Annotated in this window: 21 protein-coding genes; 19 read left to right on the forward strand and 2 right to left on the reverse strand. The window is 68.6% G+C overall.

What is annotated here, in order from left to right:
• Positions 1 to 13: 13 nt before the first annotated feature.
• The 14 genes from ACFY01_RS38420 (at position 14) to ACFY01_RS38485 (ending at position 11,033) form a co-directional block, all read left to right on the forward strand.
• Positions 14 to 853: a hypothetical protein gene (locus ACFY01_RS38420; RefSeq protein ID WP_390740419.1), complete on the forward strand. Its 840-nt coding sequence runs from the start codon at positions 14 to 16 to the stop codon at positions 851 to 853.
• Entirely contained in the window at positions 850 to 2,157 is a 1,308-nt protein-coding gene (locus tag ACFY01_RS38425; protein ID WP_390740420.1) for a CpaF family protein, read from the forward strand. The genes ACFY01_RS38420 and ACFY01_RS38425 overlap by 4 nt, the downstream gene beginning before the upstream one ends.
• A gap of 5 nt (positions 2,158 to 2,162) precedes the next feature.
• Entirely contained in the window at positions 2,163 to 3,194 is a 1,032-nt protein-coding gene (locus ACFY01_RS38430; protein WP_390740421.1) for a type II secretion system F family protein, read from the forward strand.
• Complete coding sequence (locus ACFY01_RS38435) at positions 3,191 to 4,111, forward strand: type II secretion system F family protein (RefSeq protein WP_390740422.1); 921 nt, start codon at positions 3,191 to 3,193, stop codon at positions 4,109 to 4,111. Before ACFY01_RS38430 ends, ACFY01_RS38435 begins: the two co-directional genes overlap by 4 nt.
• A gap of 49 nt (positions 4,112 to 4,160) precedes the next feature.
• Entirely contained in the window at positions 4,161 to 4,412 is a 252-nt protein-coding gene (locus tag ACFY01_RS38440) for a hypothetical protein (RefSeq protein ID WP_361449563.1), read from the forward strand.
• Between the two features lie 37 nt (positions 4,413 to 4,449).
• Positions 4,450 to 4,911 carry a TadE/TadG family type IV pilus assembly protein gene (locus ACFY01_RS38445; RefSeq protein WP_390740423.1) on the forward strand — a complete coding sequence of 154 codons (462 nt, stop codon included), beginning with the start codon at positions 4,450 to 4,452 and terminating at the stop codon, positions 4,909 to 4,911.
• Positions 4,912 to 5,343: a TadE/TadG family type IV pilus assembly protein gene (locus ACFY01_RS38450; RefSeq protein WP_390740424.1), complete on the forward strand. Its 432-nt coding sequence runs from the start codon at positions 4,912 to 4,914 to the stop codon at positions 5,341 to 5,343. It begins immediately after the preceding gene.
• A gap of 5 nt (positions 5,344 to 5,348) precedes the next feature.
• A complete protein-coding gene (locus ACFY01_RS38455) occupies positions 5,349 to 5,810 on the forward strand; it encodes a TadE/TadG family type IV pilus assembly protein (protein ID WP_390740451.1) in 462 nt (153 codons plus the stop codon).
• A 3-nt stretch (positions 5,811 to 5,813) separates the two neighbouring features.
• Positions 5,814 to 6,545: a hypothetical protein gene (locus ACFY01_RS38460; protein ID WP_390740425.1), complete on the forward strand. Its 732-nt coding sequence runs from the start codon at positions 5,814 to 5,816 to the stop codon at positions 6,543 to 6,545.
• A gap of 152 nt (positions 6,546 to 6,697) precedes the next feature.
• Positions 6,698 to 7,012: a hypothetical protein gene (locus ACFY01_RS38465; protein WP_390740426.1), complete on the forward strand. Its 315-nt coding sequence runs from the start codon at positions 6,698 to 6,700 to the stop codon at positions 7,010 to 7,012.
• Positions 7,009 to 8,436 carry a hypothetical protein gene (locus tag ACFY01_RS38470; RefSeq protein ID WP_390740427.1) on the forward strand — a complete coding sequence of 476 codons (1,428 nt, stop codon included), beginning with the start codon at positions 7,009 to 7,011 and terminating at the stop codon, positions 8,434 to 8,436. The genes ACFY01_RS38465 and ACFY01_RS38470 overlap by 4 nt, the downstream gene beginning before the upstream one ends.
• A gap of 19 nt (positions 8,437 to 8,455) precedes the next feature.
• Complete coding sequence (locus tag ACFY01_RS38475; protein ID WP_390740428.1) at positions 8,456 to 9,802, forward strand: hypothetical protein; 1,347 nt, start codon at positions 8,456 to 8,458, stop codon at positions 9,800 to 9,802.
• A complete protein-coding gene (locus tag ACFY01_RS38480) occupies positions 9,799 to 10,419 on the forward strand; it encodes a hypothetical protein (RefSeq protein WP_390740429.1) in 621 nt (206 codons plus the stop codon). Before ACFY01_RS38475 ends, ACFY01_RS38480 begins: the two co-directional genes overlap by 4 nt.
• A gap of 8 nt (positions 10,420 to 10,427) precedes the next feature.
• Positions 10,428 to 11,033: a hypothetical protein gene (locus ACFY01_RS38485; RefSeq protein WP_390740430.1), complete on the forward strand. Its 606-nt coding sequence runs from the start codon at positions 10,428 to 10,430 to the stop codon at positions 11,031 to 11,033.
• Between the two features lie 3 nt (positions 11,034 to 11,036).
• Here ACFY01_RS38485 and ACFY01_RS38490 read toward each other — a convergent pair whose 3' ends face one another.
• Both ACFY01_RS38490 and ACFY01_RS38495 read right to left on the reverse strand, forming a co-directional pair.
• Complete coding sequence (locus ACFY01_RS38490; RefSeq protein WP_390740431.1) at positions 11,037 to 11,219, reverse strand: DUF397 domain-containing protein; 183 nt, start codon at positions 11,217 to 11,219, stop codon at positions 11,037 to 11,039.
• Between the two features lie 8 nt (positions 11,220 to 11,227).
• Complete coding sequence (locus ACFY01_RS38495; RefSeq protein ID WP_390740432.1) at positions 11,228 to 12,079, reverse strand: helix-turn-helix domain-containing protein; 852 nt, start codon at positions 12,077 to 12,079, stop codon at positions 11,228 to 11,230.
• Between the two features lie 232 nt (positions 12,080 to 12,311).
• Here ACFY01_RS38495 and ACFY01_RS38500 point away from each other — a divergent pair, with 232 nt between their 5' ends.
• The 5 genes from ACFY01_RS38500 to ACFY01_RS38520 all read left to right on the forward strand — a co-directional run bounded on the left by ACFY01_RS38500 (position 12,312) and on the right by ACFY01_RS38520 (position 20,332).
• Entirely contained in the window at positions 12,312 to 12,734 is a 423-nt protein-coding gene (locus tag ACFY01_RS38500) for an ATP-binding protein (RefSeq protein WP_390740433.1), read from the forward strand.
• 86 nt (positions 12,735 to 12,820) lie between these two features.
• Positions 12,821 to 17,377: a DUF6531 domain-containing protein gene (locus tag ACFY01_RS38505; protein ID WP_390740434.1), complete on the forward strand. Its 4,557-nt coding sequence runs from the start codon at positions 12,821 to 12,823 to the stop codon at positions 17,375 to 17,377.
• Positions 17,378 to 17,382: 5 nt separating this feature from the next.
• Positions 17,383 to 17,760, forward strand: coding sequence for a hypothetical protein (locus ACFY01_RS38510; protein WP_390740435.1), 378 nt, complete (start codon positions 17,383 to 17,385; stop codon positions 17,758 to 17,760).
• Between the two features lie 759 nt (positions 17,761 to 18,519).
• Positions 18,520 to 19,659, forward strand: a complete 1,140-nt coding sequence (locus ACFY01_RS38515) for a hypothetical protein (RefSeq protein WP_390740436.1) — start codon at positions 18,520 to 18,522, stop codon at positions 19,657 to 19,659.
• A gap of 97 nt (positions 19,660 to 19,756) precedes the next feature.
• A complete protein-coding gene (locus ACFY01_RS38520; protein WP_390740437.1) occupies positions 19,757 to 20,332 on the forward strand; it encodes a hypothetical protein in 576 nt (191 codons plus the stop codon).
• The last annotated feature ends 77 nt before the right edge of the window (positions 20,333 to 20,409 follow it).

Below are 20,409 nucleotides of genomic sequence, written 5' to 3' on the forward strand. Positions count from 1 at the left end.
CGGCACCCGACCCATGGCGCTCATCGCTATCGCCGCCGACAAGGGTTCCCCCGGCGTCACCACCGCGGCCGTCGCCCTCGCGGCGGTCTGGCCGCGGCGTGTGCTGCTCGCCGAGGCCGACCCGGCGGGCGGTGACCTGGTGTACCGCAGTGCCGCCGCGCACGGCGGTCCGCTGAACCCGAACACCGGCATGCTGTCCATAGCCGCTACCGCGCGGCGAGGACTCGTTCCCGATCAACTCTGGGATCATGTGCAGCCGTTGAGTGGAGGGCTCGAGGTCCTCGTCGGGCTCGGGATCGCCGAGCAGGCCGCCGGGCTCGCCGGGCTCTGGCCGACCCTCGGCCGCGCCTTCGCCTCCCTCGCCGACTCCCCGAACGCCCCCGCCGACGTCATCGCCGACTGCGGACGCGTCAGCGGGGACACCCCGGCCGTGGAGCTGTTCCCGCACGCTGCCCTGGTGCTGCTCGTCTCGCGAACCGAGCCCGAGGCCCTGGCCCGTGTACGGGACCGCGCCGCCGCCCTCTCCACCAAGCTGCACGGTGGCCCGCGGGGCGCCGCCACCCTGGCCACCCCGCTGATCGGCGTGCTCCTGGTCGCCGACCCGAGCAGCTCCGGCAAGCTGGTCAACCAGGTCAACGACATGCTGGTGCACGCCCAGACCGGCGCCCGGGTCGTCGGCACGATCGCGGACGACCCGGCCGGCGCCGACCAGTTGGCCGGCCGCAGGCGCGGGCGCCTCGACAAGTCCCTGCTCATCCGGTCGGCCCGCAAGGTCACCGCGGACCTCCACCAGCAGTACGGCGCCGCCTGGACCGTACCGGCGCAGGAGCCCCACGCCGGAGCCGGGCGATGACCGCTGTCGACCACCAGTTGGTCAAGCGGTTCCGGCAGGACGCCGGTGACCGTATCGCCGAGCAGCGCCGTCAGGACCAGGCGGCCGGCGTCACACCGATGTCCACGGAGGACGAGCGGCAGTACGCCCGCGCGGTGATCGCCCAGATCCTGGAGGAGTACGCCCGCGCCGAGATCAACGCGGGCCGTACGCCGCTGGACGCGGAGACCGAGGAACAGTACGCGGCCGCCGTGCACGCCGCGCTGTTCGGGGTGGGCCGGCTCCAGCCGCTGCTCGACGATCCCGAGGTCGAGAACATCGACATCAACGGGTGCGACCAGGTCTTCGTCGGCTACGCGGACGGGCGGGAGGTGAAGGGCGAGGCGGTCGCCGAGACCGACGAGGAGCTGATCGAGCTCATCCAGGTGCTGGGTGCCTACTCCGGTCTGTCGTCGCGTCCGTTCGACTCCGCCAACCCGCAGCTCGACCTGCGGCTGCCCGACGGCTCGCGCCTGTCGGCCGTGATGGACGTCGCCCGGCGGCCCGCCCTGTCCATCCGCCGTGCGCGCATGGGCAAGGTGTTCATCTCCGACCTGGTCGGCAACGGCACCCTGACGCCCGAGGTCGCGCACTTCATGGCCTGCGCGGTGCGCGCCCGCAAGAACATCATGATCGCCGGCGCCACCAACGCCGGCAAGACCACTCTGCTGCGCGCCCTCGCCAACGAGATCCCGCCGCACGAGCGGCTCATCACCGTCGAGCGGGCGCTGGAGCTCGGCCTCGACACCTTCCCCGATCTGCACCCCAACGTCGTCGCGTTCGAGGAGCGGCTGCCCAACTCCGAGGGCCAGGGCACCATCAGCATGGCGGAACTCGTCCGCCGAAGCCTCCGCATGAACCCCTCCCGGGTCATCGTCGGTGAGGTCCTCGGCGACGAGATCGTGACCATGCTGAACGCGATGTCACAGGGCAACGACGGGTCCCTGTCCACGATCCACGCGAACAGCTCCAGCGAGGTCTTCAACCGTATCTCCACGTACGCGTTGCAGGCCTCCGAGCGGCTGCCCATCGAGGCCAGCCAGATGCTGATCGCGGGCGCGGTGAACTTCGTCGTCTTCATCCAGCGACGCAACAACTTCCAGACGGGCGGCCGCCTCCAGCGCATGGTCACCTCCGTCCGCGAGGTCAACGGCGTCGACGGCCGGGTGCTGTCCAGCGAGGTGTTCGCCGAGGCCCCCGACGGACGTATCGTCCCGCACGCGCCCATAGCCTGCCTGGAGGACCTGATGGCTCACGGCTACCGGCCCCACGGAAGCTGGGGGTGACCGGCATGACCTACACGGCCCTCGGTTCGCTCGGCTCCATGGGCGGTCTGTTCTCCACCACCGTCCTGTACTCGATCGGCGCCGGCGTCGCCGTCGGCGGCGGCCTCGCGCTGCTCCTGATCGCCCTCCGCGGCCTGCCCGCCAAGCCCGAGCACGAGAAGCACAGGGCCAACGAGCGGGCGGCGGAACTGATCCGGTTCGCCGGGCAGCGCGGCTCGCTCGCCGCCATCGTCGGGCTCGCCGTGCTGCTGCTGACCCGCTGGGCGGTGGCCGGCATCGCGGCGGGCGTCCTCGTCTTCTTCTGGGACCGCCTCTTCGGCGGCGCGGCGGAGGAGCGGGCGGCCATGCGCCGCGTGGAGGCCCTCGCCTCCTGGACCGAGTCCCTGCGCGACACCATCGCCGGCGCGGTCGGCCTGGAGCAGGCCATCCCGGCCTCCGCGCGGGCCGCGGCCCCCGTGCTGCGGCCCCATCTCGACGCGCTCGTCGACCGGTTGCGTGCCCGTACGCCCCTGCCCGACGCGCTCCAGCACCTCGCCGACGAGATCGACGACGCCTCGGCGGACATCATCGTCGCCGCCCTCATGCTCAACGCTCGGCTGCGCGGTCCCGGTCTGCGCCAAGTACTGGGCGCCCTGGCCAAGTCGGCGCGCGAGGAGGTCGACATGCGCCAGCGCGTGATGGCCCAGCGGGCCTCGACCCGGCGCTCGGTGCAGATCGTCGTCGCGGTCTCCATCGCGTTCGTCCTCGGCCTCGCCGTCTTCAACCGCGACTTCGTGGCCCCTTACAGCAGCCCGGTCGGCCAGCTCGTACTCGCCGTCGTCTGCGGCCTGTTCGCACTCGGCTTCTGGTGGCTGCGCAAGCTGTCCACGATCGAGACGCCGGAGCGTTTCCTGGTGCGTGACCAGTCCGGGGTGCAGTTCGTACGGCCCCGGACGCCCGCCCAGCAGCAGCCGCAGTCACAGCAGTTGCCGCAGTCACAGCAACCGCAGCAGGCGCCGCAACCGTCCCAGTCGTCGGAGGAAGGGGTACGCCCGTGAACCTGACGATGCCGATCGTCGTCGGCGTGATCTTCGGCCTGGGCGTCTACGCCCTCGTCCGCGCCCTGATGCCGACCAAGCGCAGCGCCGTCGCGCAGGTCGCGCGGATCGACGCGATGCGGGCGCGCGGAGCGGCGTACGAATCCGCCCGCCAGGCCAAAGACACCGGCCGCATCGGCTCCCTGCGAGCCGAAGTCGGCGCACGTGTCAGCGAGTTCTATCTCCAGCAGGGCTGGGAGCAGCGCTCGCTGCGCGCCGACCTCGCGGTCCTGGACCGCAGCTGGGAGAACTTCCTCGCGACGAAGGTGCTGCTGGCCACGGCCGGGCTGTTCTTCGGCCCGTTCCTGTTCGCGGTGGTCTGGACGCTCGGCTTCAGCCGCAGCCCGGTCATCCCGGTCTGGCTGGCCCTGCTCTGCGCGGCCCTGTTCTTCTTCCTTCCCGACCTCGAGGTACGGCGGGACGCGGCCGACAAGCGGCGGGACCTGCGCCGGGTCATCGGCGCCTACCTGGACCTGGTCTCGATGAGCCTGGCCGGCGGCCGGGGCCTGCCCGAGGCCCTGATGGCCGCCGCCGAGGTCTCCGACGGCTGGGCCAACCAGCGCATCCGCAACGCCCTCGCCGACGCCCGTATCACCGGTGTCAGCCAGTGGCAGGCGCTGGGCGCGCTCGGCGAGGAGCTGGGCGTGGAGGAACTGAAGGACCTCTCCGCGTCGCTGGCCCTGGTGGCCGACGACGGCGCCAAGGTCCGCGAGTCCCTCGCCTCCCGCGCCGAGACGATGCGCCACCGCGAACTGGCCGAGATCGAGGGCAGCGCGGGCGAGAAGTCACAGTCGATGCTCGTTGCCCAGCTGCTGCTGTGCGCCGGTTTCCTGGTGTTCCTGATCTTCCCGGCGGCGATGCGGGTGTTCCAGGTGTGAGCCGATTCCCGAACTTCTGCCAACTGCTGTATCGAGAGGACAACTCATCATGAACGGACGGAACTTCAGCACCGGGATCCCGGCGATGGACTTCCTGGTCACCTTCTTCCAGGCCCGCGTGCAGCGCGCCCGCTCCGGCGAACTCGACCGTGGTGCCTCCGCGGTGGAGTGGGTCATCATCTCCGCGGTCGTCGTCGCGATCGTCGGCGTGGTCGCCGCGATCATCAACACCGCGCTGAGCGACGGCGCCAACAAGGTCGGCGACTGCATCAAGGGTGCGAGCGCGAGCAAGACCTGCTGATCCGCGATCCGCTGATCACGGGTACGACAAGACGGGGATGACGGGGTTGTTCATGGGCGTGGGCAGATGGGCGCGCCGCCGGACGGAGGCCGCGCGCGGGCGGGCCGGTGATTCCGGCATGACCGCGATCGAGTTCGTACTGCTCACCCCCGTCCTCTTCTTCATGATCTTCGCGACGGTGCAGTTCGCGCTGTACTTCTTCGCCGACCACGTGGCCCAGGCGGCCGCCCAGGCCGGCGCCCGCAAGGCCCGTGCCACGGCCGACGAACAGCCCGGCGGCTGGCGCGGTGAGGCGCGGGACGTGGTCGACTCCTACATCCGCCAACTGGGCCCCCAGCTCGTGCTCTCCCCGGACGTGACGATGCTCCAGCCGGAGCAGCACACGGTCGGCGTGGAGATCACGGCACGGGTGCCCACGGTGTTCCCCGGGCTGGATCTGACGGTGCACGCGCAGTCGTCGGGACCGGTGGAGCGGTTCGTGAAGGAGGGGGAGAACTAGATGACCTTCGCCTCCGTACGCGAGCGCCTCACGGGTGAGGACCGGGACCGGGGCCTGTCGACCGTCGAGGTCGTCATCCTCGCCCCAGTGATGATCATGTTCATCCTGGTCCTCGTCGCCTTCGGGCAACTCGTGGACGGACGAGGCGCGTTGGACGGGGCCGCGCGTGACGCGGCCCGTGCGGGGTCCATCCAGAAGGACCACGGCACGGCGATGGCCGAGGCCCGCAAAGCGGCCGAGGCGGACCTGTCGGACGTGTGCTCCGGCCCGGTGTCCGTCGTCCAGACGAGCCAGGGCTTCGAACCCGACACCATCTTCACGGTCGAGGTCAGCTGCCAGGTGCGAGGCCTGGCGATGCTGGGCCTGGACGTCCCGACACGGCTGTCGGCGAGCTTCAGCTCCCCGCTGGACCCGTTCCGGAGGACGGCGTGAGGAACATGGGGCACCCGGTACGGGCCTGGTGGCGCTCGCGCCTGGCACGCATGGACGACCGCGGCTCCGGCGCCGGCGCGGTGATCATCTTCACCCTGGTCTTCCTCTCCCTCGCCGCGTTCGTGATCGACGGCGGCCTGTCCATCTCCAAGCGCGAGCGCGCCGCCGACATAGCCGAACAGGCGGCCCGCTACGCCGCCCAGGACATCGACAAGGAAGCCCTCTACGACGACGCGGGCGGCGCCGCACCCATCAAGTTCGCCGAGTGCGACGCCCGGGTGAAGACCTTCGCCCGCGAGATGGACATGAGCGGCGCGGACATCGCCGCGACCCACTGCGTGACCGCCGACGCCCAACGGGTCGAGATCGAGGTCCAGTTGACGTACGAGCCGGTGTTCACCGGCATGTTCTACGGCGGGAACGTCGTGGTGCACGGCCGGGCGACCGCCGAGAACGAGGTCGGCTGACCCGTGGCCCTGTTCGCACGCCACAAGCCCGAACCGGAGATCCCCCCGGTCCCCTGGCACAGCGCCCCCTGGTTCACCGTGACCGACGTGCTGCGCCCGGGCACGCTCACCCGCAAGCCGGTGAAGGGCGAGCGCGCGGTGCGGGCGGCCACGACACACGAGGGCGTACGGTACTTCGCCCCGGCCGTGCTGCTGACGGCCGACGGCGCCGAGCAGCCCGCGTACGAGCTGTACGACGCCACACGGCCGGAATCGCTCCTGTGCTCCCTGACGCCCGACGAGCCGGGCGCCCGCTACCGCGTGACGGACGCCGACGGCACCGAACTGGGCCTCCTGCACCGCACCTCGCCCGCCAAACGGGCCATCCAGCACGGCTGGTGGCTCCGGCAGCCCGGCCACCCGGACATCGTGGCCCGCTACAACTGGGCGCGGGGCAGCGCCAAGGACATCGCGGCGCGCGGCAAGGAGAAGGTGGTGCGCGGCGCGGGCGCGGTGGCCGGCAGCGTCGTCGACTCCGTCCTCAGTCTCGGTGTGGAGGGCGACGCCCGGCGCGGGCCCACGAACGAGGGCTGGCCGGTGACCTGGCGCGCGGAGGGCGAGTCCGAGCCCGAGGCGCTGGTCTGCCGGTACCTCAAGGACTTCGCGGACATCAGGACGTACCACCCGCGCGCGAGCTGGCTGGACCGCCGTCTGGCATTGGCGCTGGCGGTGGTGCGGGAGGGCGGCAAGGGCTGAACCCGATGCGCGGCAGACGCCAGGGGTTTCTTACCTTCCTCACACCTTGAGGCCCCCGTCCCTTACCCGACCCCGGCAGGCTGACCGGTCTGATGGCCGGAAACGGATGCTGCGCCCGGTGACGCGGCACGGGGGACGGGGGAGACGTACGCGTGAGTGATCAGCAGGCGGACATCGACCGGATCAGGGAGTGCTCCAGGGCGCTGACCCGTATCAAGGACACCTTCGCCGAGCGGGCCAACCCGGCCGAAGGGTACGGCGTCTCCGAGATCGGCTCGCAGAAACTGCTGGACGCCTTCGAGAAGTTCGGCAGCAACTGGAAGATCCACCGCGGGAAACTCACCGAGGAACTGGAGAAGCTCGCCGGGATCACCAAGACGGCGGCGGACTCGTACGAGAAACTCGACCACGAACTCGCCGAGGCCCTCCGGAAGGCCGACAAGGCAGGCAACGGAGCGGAGCAGTGAACGCCCGCCCCGCCGCTGCCCGCTGGGCGGTGCTCGACGAGACCTCGGACCCGGTCCCCGGCGACCCGGAGGAAGTGGCCGCCCTCGGGCGCCAGTTGCGCAGGACGGCCGAGGCCATCGAGAAGGAGGCCCGCGAGATCAAGGCGCTGGCCTCGGTGGAGAACTGGAAGGGCAAGACCGCCACCGAGTTCCGCGGTGCCGCCGACGGCGCGGGCGACAAGCTGCGCAAGGGGTTCAAGCGGTACGACGAGGCCGCGGCAGCCCTGGGCACCCAGGTACGGGACGGGGTGTGCAGCAACGAGTACGCCTCCGAACTGCACCGCGCCCAGCAGATGGCCGACAAGGCGCTCCAGGACGCGGAGGCCGCCCACGGCGACCTCGGCTCCGCACAGAAGGCACTGGACGGGCAGCCCCACGACACCCCGAAGGACGACCCGGACACCAAGAAGTACCAGCACCAGAAGGAGCAGGCCTCCTCCGCGCTGTCCGCCGCCAAGGACGCGCTGGAAGCCGCGAAGGGCATCCGCGACCGGGCCGCCGGGCTGGCCGCCGACGCCATTCACGACGTCATCGAGGGCGACGGCCTCAAGGACGGGTGGAGGGACAAGTTCAAGAACTGGGTGCACGAGAACGCGGGTTGGCTGACCCAGATATCCAAATGGGCGGGCCGTATCGCCCTCTGGGCGGGCGTGGCGGCCCTCGCACTCGGCTGGATCCCGGTCATCGGGCAGGCCATCGCCGCCGTCGCCAACGCGGTCGCCCTGGCGGCGAGCGTCGTCGCGTTCGCGACCGACCTGGTGCTCGCACTCGGCGGCGAGGGCAGCTGGAAGTCGGTCATCCTGGACGCGGTGGGCCTCGCGACGTTCGGGATCGGGCGGGCGGCGATGTCCGGGGCGAGGGGAGCGGCCGCGGGCACCAAGGCGCTGGCGCGCGGCAACCTGTACCGGGAGGCCGTGGCCGCCGGTGCCAAGACCAACAAGGCGTGGAAGATCGCCGACGCCGGGGCCCAGGGGTCGGTACGGGGCAGGCAGGCGGCCGAGGCGCTGGCGAACATGCCGAAGGGGAAGGTCTTCACCTGGAGCAACCTCAGGGAAGGCGTCAGCCCCGTCGCCATCTACCGGGACACCGCCGACGGCGTGAAGTCCATCGGGAAGGCGTTCTCCGGGCAGGCGTGGCGCGACGGCGCCAAGGGCCTGGCCGCGCCGCGCTCGGCGGGCACCCTGGACCCGGAACTGGCCCGTTCCGCAGCCGAGTTGGACGGCATCTCCCAGGCCGCGAAGGACATGCCGGACGTCAGCCGGGCGATGAGCAACTTCTCCGGCCAGACCAACGTGTGGGCGGGCGCCACGGCGACGGGGGTCGTGGCAGGCGCGGAGGGGGCGTACGGCACGGTGACGTCTCTCTACGACAAGGCCACCGGATGATCCCGAACGAGGTGCCCGTATGACCTCCGAGCCCGCCCTCGCCCTCAGACCAGCAGGCTCCCGCGGCCCCGGCCTGGAACTGTGCCACCGCTCCCGCCTCTACGCGGAGAACGGCGAACTGGTGCTGCGCACCCGCACCCGGACCCTCCGCCTGGCCGGGATCGCCCGAGCGGTGTTCATCGACACGGCCGGTCAGGACCGGGGCGAGCGCATGGGCCCGGCGATCTCCGGCTCCTGGGGCGAGGTCCAGCTCCAGGACGCGACCGGGGCGCTGATCGGCCGGTTCGCCATCGAGGACTGGTTGCCGGAATCCCCCGTACTGCCGAAACGGCCGGTACAGGGGGAGCAGTTGCTGGCCCGCACGGGAGTGACGTACCTGCTGAGGTCGGCGGGGATCCCGATCGATGTCGTACGGGACTGGAAGGACCCGCGGGTCGCTTCGCCGGCGCCGGGCCGCGGATGGGGACGTGCCGGCAGGGCCCGGAGCCTCGGCCCGGGAAGGGCCTTCCCCTCCTGGTACTGGACGACGCGGCTGCTGGCGGGAGCCGTCTGGTTCGTGACCTTCACGCTGATCGTCTTCTCCGGTTCCGAGCGGCCGGGCCTCGTCCTGGTGTCCGCCGTCGCGGCGTTCGCCGCCCCGGTGGCACGGCTGGCGCTGCGTGCGTGGACGCGGTGGCGGCTGCGGCGGTACGACCCGGCCGTACGGGAGCGGATCGGGCCGGCGCCCGCCGAGGACACGGGCGCCACGGTCCGGTTCCGCGAACGCGCCGAACTACGCGTACAGGACAGGGACCTGGTCCTCCGGGACCTGGGCGGCCAGGAGTACTGGTTCCCGCTGGCCGGTCCGCACGCCCTGACGTCCCTGATCCTCGTCCGCGATCACGCCGGGGCGCCGCTCGGGGCCGAACTCCGCGGCCCCGACGACCAGGTGCGCGCGGTGCTCCCCTGGCCAGCCTGGTTCGGGGGCGAGGGCGGCGCGGACGGCTGGTCCCGGCTGCGCCAGGCGACCGGCCTGCGCGTGTCCGAGCGCAGCCTGAGCGGCAAGGGCAGGTGGCCCAAGACACCGGTGCTGGGCTCCCGCCCCGTCCCCGACTCGCCGAGCACGGCACGCGCCGTCTCCCGCTTCCCGAGCACGATCGCCGGGGTGTCGTCCACGGCGGTGATGGCGCTGGGCTCCTTCTTCTCCCTGACGTGGGGGGTACGGATCGAGGACGCTCATCCGGGGGCGGGGGCGGCCGCGATGATTCTGGGCGCCCTGGGAGCCGTACTCCAGGCGACGCCGTACGCCCTCCACCAACTCACCAGCCGCACCCGCCTGGACCGCCCGACGGCCGAGGCCCGCACCCGCACGGAGCAAGCCGCATGACGACCGCCCCCCATGCCTCCGGCCCTCCCCGCGACTACCGCCTGCTCCTGCCGGACGGCTGGTTCCGCATCGTCCTGGATCCCTCCGAGGAGCGGGAGAGATCCATCGACGCGCTGGTGGAGCGCCAGTTCGACGGCATGGACAACGCGCCCCACCTCAAGGACGACCTCCGCAAGGACCTGCGCCGCCGCTCGGCGAAGGCGGCCCGCAGCGGAGGCATCGAGCTGTACCTCAGCCTCCAGCAGGTCGGCCCGTTCACCATCCCCGCGTCCCTGCTGGTCACCCTCGCCCCACTCCAGCGCCCGGGGCCGCTCCCGGCCCAGGCACTGGCCGAGGCGCTGGAGGCCGACGGCGGCGAGGCGACGGTGACCATCGAGGAGCTGCCGTCGGGAGAGGCGGTACGCGTACGCCGGCTAACGACCCAGCCGGAACCGGAACGGGACGCCGCTGCCGCCCCGAACAGGCCACACCGCTCGCTCTCCGTCGAGTACCACGTCCCCGTCCCCGGCACGACGGCGTTCCTGCTGCTCACCTTCTCCACGCCCCTGGAACCCATAGCGGACGCGATGGCGGAACTCTTCGACGCGGTCGCGGGCTCGCTGACCTGGACGGAATGAGGAAACAGATGACGGACGACGACGCCGCCGACGACCTCTCGAACCTCGGCCTGGAATGCTCGGAGGACTGGGTACCGTTCCCGGTCACCGACACCGTGCCCCTCGACTACTGGGCCCGCAACCAGGCGGACGAACTCGTCGCCCGGTACGCGCGGGAGGGCAAGCGGGGCGACGCCCGTGTGTTGGCCCGAAGCCTGAAGCGCGCGGCGGCGGACAGCCGCACCCGCTCCCCGCTGGGCGCCTTCGGCCTCTACCTGAGCGGCTATGACTTCATGGCGGCCGGCCTCGAACTCGACGCGATCCATCCCGACGCGGAGTACCCGGAGATCACCCTCGCCTTGCTGGCCGAGCGCATGACGGTCGACGACTTCGGCGCCCCGGACATCCGCGAGCTCCGCCTCCCCCTCGGCGACGCCATCCGTATCCGCCAGAACTTCATCGCCGAGAAGAAGCGGTTGCTGGGCCCCCGCCCGGTGGTCCGCTCCCTCTTCTACGCCGTCCGCCCGGCCGGCATGCGCACGGCGCTCACGCTGATGCTGTCGTGGACGGAGGCGGTGCTGGATGAGCCGGTGGAGAGGATGGGGGATGACATTGCGGGGACGTTGACGGTGTGAGGGTCACTTGTTGCGAAGGTGGCCTATGAGGGCGGCTATCGGCGCCCGGGAGGTCTTGAGTACCGTGTCGGGCTCGTCACTTTCGCGGAAGTGGAGGGTGTTCTCCGAGGTCGCGAGTTCGAGGCAGTTGTTGCCGTCGCCGCCGCCGGAGTAGGACGACTTCTGCCAATTGACAGGGGTGGTCACGGAGCGCCTCACAGTTCCTTCGCCAGCTTGTGGATGAAGTCACGCGAACGAGCGGGGTCGAGTGACACGGTCTCCACCTTACGGAACAGCGCTCGGAATGCACCGAGTTGAGCTTCGGAGTCGATCAGGGCCGTTCCATGAGGGGCGTCGCGCACGGCGGTGTCCAGCTGGGGCACTGCTCCACCTACGTACATCATGGCGCTCCACGCTCCGCCGAAGCTGTCGAGGTCGAAGGGGATCACCCTGACGGTGATGTGATCTACCTCGGAGAGCCGCAGAACATGGATGAGCTGAGCACGCGCGGCGGCGCGGTCACCGACCCTGATGCGTAGCGCGGCCTCGTGGATCACGGCTTCGTACGGGATCGGATCTGCGCCCTCAAGAACGGTCCTCCGCTGCATGCGATGCCGTACGCGCAGTTCCGTGTCCTCCTTGGGGAGCTCTGGGACCCGGTAGGAGAAGACGGCGCGGGCGTAGTCCTCCGTCTGGAGAAGGCCAGGGACGGTGAGGAACTCGATGTCGTGCCGGTAGCTGGCGTGGTGCTCCAACTCGGCGAGATCCAGGAACGATGTCGGCAGCAGACCCCGGAAATCTTCCCACCACCCGCGTGTGCGGTCGGTGGCCATCGCCACCAGCCCCGCGATCAACGCGTTGTCCGTACAGGAGTAATGGGCGGCGAGTCTTCGAACGCGCTCCTCGCTCACCCCGGCCGTCCCGAACTCGATCTGACTGATCTGCGCCGAATCCGTGCCGAGCAGCGCGGCAGCGTCGCGCCCCTTGAGCCCGGCGGCCTCGCGAAGCTTTCGCAGCTCGGCGCCCAAGCGCTCCTGTCGTGCGGTGGGCTCCTGCCTACGCGGCATCGCTTCCTCCTCGCCCCGACTACCCTGCGGCAGGGCCTCGTTCGGGGGGAAGATTACGGCAACGACTTGCACCGTCACAAATTGTGGCCATACCGTCGGTGACGCGACGCACACGCTGCGAAACCCGGGGATCCGGAAGCGCACCACTCCGTCATGCCGTGACGGCTGGGGCAATGCCACCGCCCGAGACCGCAGCCCATCTCCACTCCCCACGCCGAATCGGAGATCACGCATGCCCGAAACCGCTCCCGAACCCTGGGAGTACACCCTCCACATCCCCCACGACGTCAGAGCGGTCACCGTCTGCCGCCGCACCCTCCGCCTGATCCTGACGATCCACGGCCTGATCCGCCTGACGGACCTCGCCGAACTCCTCGCGACGGAGCTGGTCGCGAACGCCGTACAACACACCAAGGGCCCGGCCGCACTCAGGCTGGGCTGGCGGAACGATGTACTGCGGATCGGCGCATGGGACGCGGACCCCACACCACCCAAACCCCCACTGTCGCCGTCCGCCTTGACGGAACTGGAGGCGGAGGAGGGCCGCGGCCTCGGCCTGGTGCGGGCCTGCGCCGACCTGTGGGGCTGGAATCCGCTGTCGAGGAACGGCCACGCCGGAAAGTACGTGTGGTGCGAAGTGGCCGCCGCCGCGTAAGGGCTTCGCGTCGAACGGCCGTTCCTTGTAAGTTCACGTGTGCACAGGCTTGTTGATGATGCGCATGCGACGGGGGTTGCAGGAACATGGCGGGACACCGACCGGCGGACTGGCACCCACTCGACCTGGACAAGGACCCGACCCCCGGCGACCCGACCCGCGTCCGCTCCCTCGCGAAGCAGTTGCACGACTTCGCCGACGATGTCTCCGAGGCGTTGCGCCTGGTCAAGGGCATGGCGGGCGAGGACACGCTGCTGGAGTGGGCGGGCAAGTCGGCGGAGGTCTTCAAGGACCAGTTCGGTGATGTCCCGAAGAACCTGAAGAAGCTGAAGAAGTCGTACGAGATGTGCGGCGACGCCCTCGCCGACTACTGGCCGAAGCTGGAGCGCGCCCAGACGCTGGCGGACAAGGCGTTGGCCAAGGCGAAGGAGGCGCAGGACGACCTGTCGTCGGCCAAGTCCCGCCTGTCCTCGGCCGATTCGTGGGTGACGCGCGCCAACAAGGAAGCCGACAAGTACAAGGACGACCCGACCGGCCGCAAGAGCGATGCCGACAAGCCGGACGAGGCCAAGGTCCGGGCGGCCACCCGCGACGTTCAGAACGCCAAGTCCGCCCACACCAAGGCCCAGTCGGACGTCACCACCGCCCAGAGCGCCCTGGACGCGGCGAAGAAGATGGCCGAGGACGCCCGCAAGATGCGCGACGAGGCCGCGCGCGAGGCCAAGCAGAAGATCGACGACGCCTCCGACGCCGGTATCCAGAACCGGTCGTGGTGGGAGGACATCGGCGACTGGTTCGAGGACAACTGGGACACGATCGTCGCGGTCTGCAAGGTCGTCGTGACGGTCGTCGGCATCGTCGCGATGATCATCGGCGGGCCGATCCTGGGCGCGATCGTGGTGATCGCGGCGCTCGTCGTGCTGGCCGACACGCTCAACAAATACAGAAAAGGCCAAGCCGGCCTGCTCGACGTGGCCTTCGCCGCCATGGACTGCATACCCGGCGGCAAGGGCCTTACCAGCCTCGGCAAGCTCGCCAAGGGGATGAAGGGCCTCAAGGCGATGCGCCTGAAAGGCATGGCACTGGGCCTGCGCGGGCTGGCCAAGAACGGCAAGGGGATGCTGGCCGACGGTGCCAAGGGCGCCTTCAACCGGTTCAAGAGCGTCGTGCGGTCCAAGGGCAGCGACCCGGTGGACATGGCGACCGGCGCGATGTACCTGCCGCAGACGGACGTGGAGCTTCCCGGCCTGCTGCCGCTGGCCTTCACCCGCCGGGTGGCCTCCGACTACCGCTGCGGCTGGTGGTTCGGGCCCACGTGGTCGTCCACGGTCGACCAGCGCCTGGAGATCGACGCCGACGGCATCGTCTTCGTCACCGAGGACGGCCTGCTACTGGCGTACCCCCACCCGAGCGGGCCGCAGACCTCCGCCCTGCCCCACGCCGGTCCTCGCCTGCCCCTGACCCGGCTCGACGACGGCGGCTACCGCGTCGACGACCCGCTCACCGGCCACGCACGCCACTTCACCCGCCCCGCCGATGGCATCGCCCTCCTGGCCCGCATCACCGACCGCAACCAGCACACGATCACCTTCGACTACGACGAGCACGGTACGCCCTTGGCCATCCGCCACTCCGGCGGCTACCACCTCAAACTCACCACCGACGAGGGACGTGTCACCGCCCTGACCCTGGCCGACGCCGCCGACGACGGCTCGGACGTAGTCCTCAAGCGGTACGGCTACACGGATGGCAACCTCACCGAGACGATCAACTCCTCCGGCCTGCCCCTGCGCTTCACCTACGACGACCGGCTGCGCATCACGTCCTGGACGGACACGAACAACAGCCACTACGCCTACTCCTACGACGACTACGACCGCTGCGTCGCCGAGGGCGGCGAAGCCGGCCACATCACCATCACGCTCGACTACGACGGCTCCGACCCTGCCTGGCCCGACTGCCGTGTCACCACACTCACCACCGCCGAGGGCGCGACCACCCGCTTCGTCGTCAACGACAACAGCCAGGTCGTCGCAGAGATCAACCCACTCGGCCACACCACGCGTACGACTTACGACGAGAACCATCACGTCCTGTCGGAGACCGACGCCCTCGGGTACACAACTGTGTTCGAGAGGAACGGGCATGGGCAGCCTCTCGTCATCTCGCGGCCGGACGGCCGTGAGGCCCATGTGCAATACAGCGAAGCCTGTCTCCCCATCTCCATCACCGGTTACGACGGCAGGACCTACCTCCATTCCTACGACAACCGAGGCAACCGCATCTCGATCACTGATCCTGCCGGGAGTACCACCCGCTTCACTTATGACGAGGCAGGTTGCCTCACCTCCGTCACGGATCCACTGGGCAGTGTGAACGAGGTCCACTGCGACCGCACAGGTCTTCCCACCCGCATCGCAAACGCTCTCGGCGCCGTAACCCGTTATGAGCGGGACGCGTTCGGCCGCCCGGTGGTCATCACTGACTCGAGCGGCGCGGCTATGCGCCTCGAGTGGACTGTGGAGGGGCGTCTGGCGCGCCGCACGGGCCCCGACGGCGCGGCTGAGGCATGGGCGTACGACGGTGAAGGCAACTGCGTGCGCCACGTAGACGCGCTGGGCGGTGTTTCTCGCTTCGAATACACCCACTTCGACCTGCTGGCTGCCCGGACCGCCGCCGACGGCTCCCGTTACGAATTCGAACACGACGCCGAGTTGCGGCTCACCAAGGTGACCAACCCCCAGGGCCACGCCTGGACGTACGAGTATGACGCCGCGGGCAATCTCGTTTCGGAGACCGACTTCGACGACCGCACGCTGACGTACCGGTACGACGCGGCAGGACGTGTGAGGTCACGTACCAATGCCATGGGCCAGACCGTGCTGTTCGAGCTGAACGAACTGGGTCAGGTAGTGCGGAAGGTTGCTGACCGCCAAGTAACGACATTTGCGTACGACGCCGCAGGCCAGTTGGAGCATGCCGTTGGCCCTGACTCGACGGTCACCTTCGTCCGTGATGATCGCGGTCGCCTCCGCGAGGAGAGCGTCAACGGTCGCGGTACTTCCTTCGAGTACGACGAGCTGGGGCGCCGTACGGCCCGCACCACACCCAGCGGCGCCCGCAGCAGTTGGACATACGACGTGGCAGGGCGTCGCACGAGCATGGTGACGTCGGGCCGTTCGATTCAGTTCGCCTACGACACGGTCGGCCGCGAAGTGACCCGCTGTATCGGCGGGACCCTGACCCTGTCCCAGACGTACGACGCTCTGGGGCGTCTGGCGAGTCAGACGATGGAGGGCTCGGAAGGCTCTCTTCTTGGACGCCGCACGTACACGTACCGCGCTGACGGTGCCCTGACGGCCATGGACGATGCACTTGCCGGGGACTTTCGTTTCGGATTGGACGCAGCAGGTCGTGTGACGGCGGTGCATGCGGAGAAATGGACGGAACGGTATGCCTACGATGCAATCGGCAACCAAGTGGCGGCCGAATGGCCATCAAGTCACCCCGGCGGCGAAGCCGTGGGCACCCGAGAGTACGAGGGAACGCGCCTCACAAGGGCCGGCCGTGTCCGCTACGAATACGACGCACTGGGTCGCATCATCCTGCGCCAGAAGAGGCGGATATCCCACAAGGCAGACACGTGGCGTTATGAATGGGATGCCGAGAACCGCCTCATAGCGTTGGTCACACCGGATGGCACCCACTGGCGCTACAACTACGACCCCCTAGGGCGCCGGACGGCCAAACTTCGACTTGATGAAGACCTTGAGACAGTCATGGAGCGTGTCGACTTCGTCTGGGACGGCGCGACACTGTGTGAGCAGACGACGACGGGTCCCAGCCTCTCGAGTGCCATCACCCTCACATGGGATCATCAAGGTCTGCGGCCCATAGCGCAGACGGAACGCATGACCAGGGCGGAAGCGTCTCAAGAAGAGATCGATTCCCGCTTTTTCGCGATCGTCACGGACTTGGTCGGAGCCCCGACCGAACTAGTAGACATGCAGGGCAAGACCGCGTGGCGTGCCCGCAGCACGCTTTGGGGTACGACAGCCTGGAAGTCGGATTCCCTCACCTATACTCCGCTCCGCTTCCCGGGCCAGTACTTCGATCCGGAAATGGGTCTCCATTACAACTGCTGGCGCTACTATGACCCGGAGACCGCGCGCTACCTCAGTCCGGATCCGCTGGGTCTGGAGCCAGCGCCAAACCCTGTCACCTATGTGGAAAATCCCCACAGTCGAATCGATCCGCTGGGTCTCTCTCCGTACCCTAACGAGCATCTCGCCGATCTGCCCGTTCACTCTCGCTACGACAGGTTCTATGTGCGAGCGGGTGAGCTGGTCGACAACCGTGTTGCCAGTCATCCGCTGACCGATGCCCAGATGTATGGTGGCGAGATAGCGGGTCATGGGGGTGTCAGGAACCTTTCCAATGAAGACCTCACGAGATTTGGTGGCCCGCAGGGCAACGATCCGATCAGCGGGTACCGTGACTGGGGGCCCGGTGACTCACCTCGATTCCCTGGTTCAAAGGTGCACATCACCGGTGGTCACCACAGGACGGCGGAGGTGGTTCGCCGGATCGGAACCGGAGAGATGGACCCGGATATTTTGATAGAGTTTGCGCTTCGGATGTGATGGATATGATTCAGGTTCTGCTTGATGAATCGCAGGAATTGATCGCGGATGTGATCGACTGTGGACCCCTCGGAGAAGATAGGGCATGGGTGTGCGTCAGGCTCGGACGGCGCGACGGGAAGGGCTGGATGGGATGCTGGTCGCATGACGGAGCGTCGCTCGACCAGGCGGATGTGCGCGACTTCCTGTTTGCCTTGAGGGCATTCATCGATGAAAAATTGACAGTCGGCGCTTCGGGAGCCGTGTTGTCCGAGCATTATTTCCGCCATGGCTGGGAGACGTGGGGTCCGGGAATTCCAGGTCCTCTCCGTGTGCTGGCGGAGTCTCCTTCCTCTGTCGAAGAAAACCCTGTTTCGATTGAAGATTTCGGAATAGGTGGTTGAAGGATGCCAGTACGTGGTTGAGTACGGATATGTGGGACCCGTCGAAATAAGGGAACGCAGTCTGCATGAAACCGGAACGCGGATTGCGTGCGCTGAAGATCTCGAGCAATTCCTTGCGAGCCATGGAGGTGATGAATCGGGTTGCCTCTTCACCTTCGTCGTGGACCTCTCGGGTTGCCTGATTCTTGCCCCACGCAGGTCTGAACATGTTGCCTGCGCCGGCGGACGTCGCGTTCTTGCGGCCGGTGAAGTAGGGTTTTCCTCGAACGAGGGTACCGGGGGACGCGTGGCGGCATATGTCAGTAACCAATCGACCGGGTACTGCCCTCAGGTTGAATCTTGGGTTGCTGTAGCAGAAAGCTTTGATCGGGCCGGTGTGGAGCATGGGTCTGGGTATACTCACCCCATTACATTCCGGCACTGTTCGAACTGTCGTAATTGGAACGTCGTCAAGGACGCGTTCTTTGTGTGCTCCCTTTGTGACGCCGATCTGCCCGTCGAATGAAACCGCGCGCGGAGGGAAAATGCAGTCGGTGTACCGGCTCATGCCGAGCCTGAGCGAATACCAGGGGCTGCACCTCGACAATTCCGACGTAGCTCGGCTCATTCGCCGGCAATGCACCGGAACCGAAGAGGACCGGCCACTCGGCTCCGTGCCGACTGGCAGGGGGGCGGCGCTGGTCCAAGAGCGAGTTTCCCTCTGGCCGCCCTGGAGCTCCCGTGGTCAGTCGGCGTCTTGCGGAGAGCCTCGGAGCCGAGTTGCCGGCGCCAGCCAGCCTCGTGCCGGTCGACATCCAGGGCGCGAAGGGCGACGAGTACGTCCCTTTTCTGGTTGAGCAGGTGGTCGACTGCCTGGACACACGCAGGTCGTCGAAGCCGAAGCGGAGGGGCGAGGTCAAGAAGGTGGTGTTCCTCCCGGAGAGGCTGCCTGCGGACCTGCCGGCTTTCCGCCTGCCGCAGTCCCCCCGAGCCGTCCAGTGGAACGGCTGGGCGGCCGACCGGCTCATCGAGCTGACCGGCGACCAGATCGAGGCGCGTCTGCTGTGGTCCGAGGATCCGACGGCTGTCCCGCATCCGGACCCTTGGGGCATCCGAGCCACCGCGTGCGTGACGCGCGGCGTGTCAGTGGTTGACCGACTGGATCTCCTGAAGGGATTGGAAAGGTTCATGGATCTGCAAGTCACCGTCATTGGGTTCCCCAACTCCACCCCACTCGCCAGCCTGGACCGTGCCTGGAAGTGGAGTCTCGCCCCGGTCCTGAACTTCGCGGGTGCCCTGACCTCCGACGGCACGCGGCTCCTTCAGATGAACCAGCGCGGCAAGCACGACGAGAGGCTTGCCGCGGCGGTGCTGGCCTTCGCCCGTGAGCACGAGTCGGAGTTGATCGTGGAAGGACGGTTCCTCACCTCCGTGGGCGGATTCGATGTACCCGGATACGACTTCGACTCCGTCGCAGTCGTCGTTCCCGAGGTACACCGGCATCACAAGGTGCAGAACCCCGATCTCATGCCGCTGACGTACATCGTCTTCCCCGGATCCGCCTGCGAGTTCTCCGGGCGCGAGACGTTGCCGGAGGCGGAGGCGAGATACCACAAGATGCTGCCCACCGCCGAGATCGAGCGCGGTGCCGTGCCGTTCCTGACCATGCGCTTCGACAACGCGCGCACCGGCGGCGGCAGCACCAACCCGGGACGCGCCCTCACCTACCCCGAGGTTCTGCTCGACGAGCTCCAGGAGTTGGAGAACACCCACGAGGCGTTCGTGGAGTACGAGAATCACGAGGGCAAGGTGTGGCGGGTGGAGTGGAGCGACGGTGCGTGGGCCGTCACCGGCGATTCGGGGCTCCGTGCCACGGGGCGCGACGAACTGCGACGGTTCGTGGAGAGGAGCCTCTACTGAGGCCCATTGCCTCAGCTGTGATCCCCAGGGCGGTGATGTGAACGCGCAGTCAGCGAAGACGGTGTTGGCCCGTGCCGTCTTCGGTCCACTCGGCGGTGTGGTGGAGATCGGCGCGGTGAACTCCACTGGGACATGGGATCTCGGCGATGTTTCGGTCGGTAGGTTCCTGGCCCGCCGATGGGAAGACGTGGAGCGCCTGCTCGCAGGCGTCCGATCGGTCTGCCGCTTCGGGGACGAGGCCATGGCAATCGGAGACGAGCTGGGGTACTTCCGCGACCACGAGGTGTCCGCCGCGGTGCTTCTTCTGTGGTCCGCGGGCGTCACAGGCGTTCCGCGGCCGTTCGAGAGGCTGGAGGAGCCGTCAACGGTGCGACGCATGTGCCGCATGGCTGCGGACCTTCAACTTGTCGGCCTACTCGACGCGTTGGTCAACGCGGCCGTCGCAGCCGGCACAGCGGCACGGTCGGGGGCTCCCCAGATCGCGCATGTTCTCGGCATTGCCGCGGACCTGGCAGACCCCACCGGCAGGAGCGCACCCACGCTGGTCCACAGGATGTGGAGAGTCGCGCACCTCCCGGACATCCTCAGCCCCGGGTCGGACGCCCCCGAGGCCGGGAAAGCCGGTTTCAGGGCGTACGACCGAGCACTGGAGGGGCTACTGGAGACCGACTGACCCGCCGGCCGGGCCAGGGGCCGGTCGAGCGAGTGGTGAGGTTGGTTCCGGAGTTCCTGCCTCGGCGTCGAAACGGA

Origin of the sequence: Streptomyces sp. NPDC001480 (assembly GCF_042894725.1) — a bacterium.
GTDB lineage: Bacteria > Actinomycetota > Actinomycetes > Streptomycetales > Streptomycetaceae > Streptomyces.

Bases quoted from the DNA above. Each gene is read 5' to 3' on its own strand.
- ACFY01_RS38430 (WP_390740421.1), top strand. From the start codon at position 2,163: ATGACCTACACGGCCCTCGGTTCGCTCGGCTCCATGGGCGGTCTGTTC.
- ACFY01_RS38440 (WP_361449563.1), top strand. From the start codon at position 4,161: ATGAACGGACGGAACTTCAGCACCGGGATCCCGGCGATGGACTTCCTG.
- ACFY01_RS38510 (WP_390740435.1), top strand. From the start codon at position 17,383: ATGATTCAGGTTCTGCTTGATGAATCGCAGGAATTGATCGCGGATGTG.
- ACFY01_RS38485 (WP_390740430.1), top strand. From the start codon at position 10,428: ATGACGGACGACGACGCCGCCGACGACCTCTCGAACCTCGGCCTGGAA.
- ACFY01_RS38425 (WP_390740420.1), top strand. From the start codon at position 850: ATGACCGCTGTCGACCACCAGTTGGTCAAGCGGTTCCGGCAGGACGCC.
- ACFY01_RS38500 (WP_390740433.1), top strand. From the start codon at position 12,312: ATGCCCGAAACCGCTCCCGAACCCTGGGAGTACACCCTCCACATCCCC.
- ACFY01_RS38450 (WP_390740424.1), top strand. From the start codon at position 4,912: ATGACCTTCGCCTCCGTACGCGAGCGCCTCACGGGTGAGGACCGGGAC.
- ACFY01_RS38480 (WP_390740429.1), top strand. From the start codon at position 9,799: ATGACGACCGCCCCCCATGCCTCCGGCCCTCCCCGCGACTACCGCCTG.
- ACFY01_RS38475 (WP_390740428.1), top strand. From the start codon at position 8,456: ATGACCTCCGAGCCCGCCCTCGCCCTCAGACCAGCAGGCTCCCGCGGC.
- ACFY01_RS38455 (WP_390740451.1), top strand. From the start codon at position 5,349: ATGGGGCACCCGGTACGGGCCTGGTGGCGCTCGCGCCTGGCACGCATG.
- ACFY01_RS38495 (WP_390740432.1), bottom strand. From the start codon at position 12,079: ATGCCGCGTAGGCAGGAGCCCACCGCACGACAGGAGCGCTTGGGCGCC.
- ACFY01_RS38505 (WP_390740434.1), top strand. From the start codon at position 12,821: ATGGCGGGACACCGACCGGCGGACTGGCACCCACTCGACCTGGACAAG.
- ACFY01_RS38445 (WP_390740423.1), top strand. From the start codon at position 4,450: ATGACGGGGTTGTTCATGGGCGTGGGCAGATGGGCGCGCCGCCGGACG.
- ACFY01_RS38420 (WP_390740419.1), top strand. From the start codon at position 14: ATGGCGCTCATCGCTATCGCCGCCGACAAGGGTTCCCCCGGCGTCACC.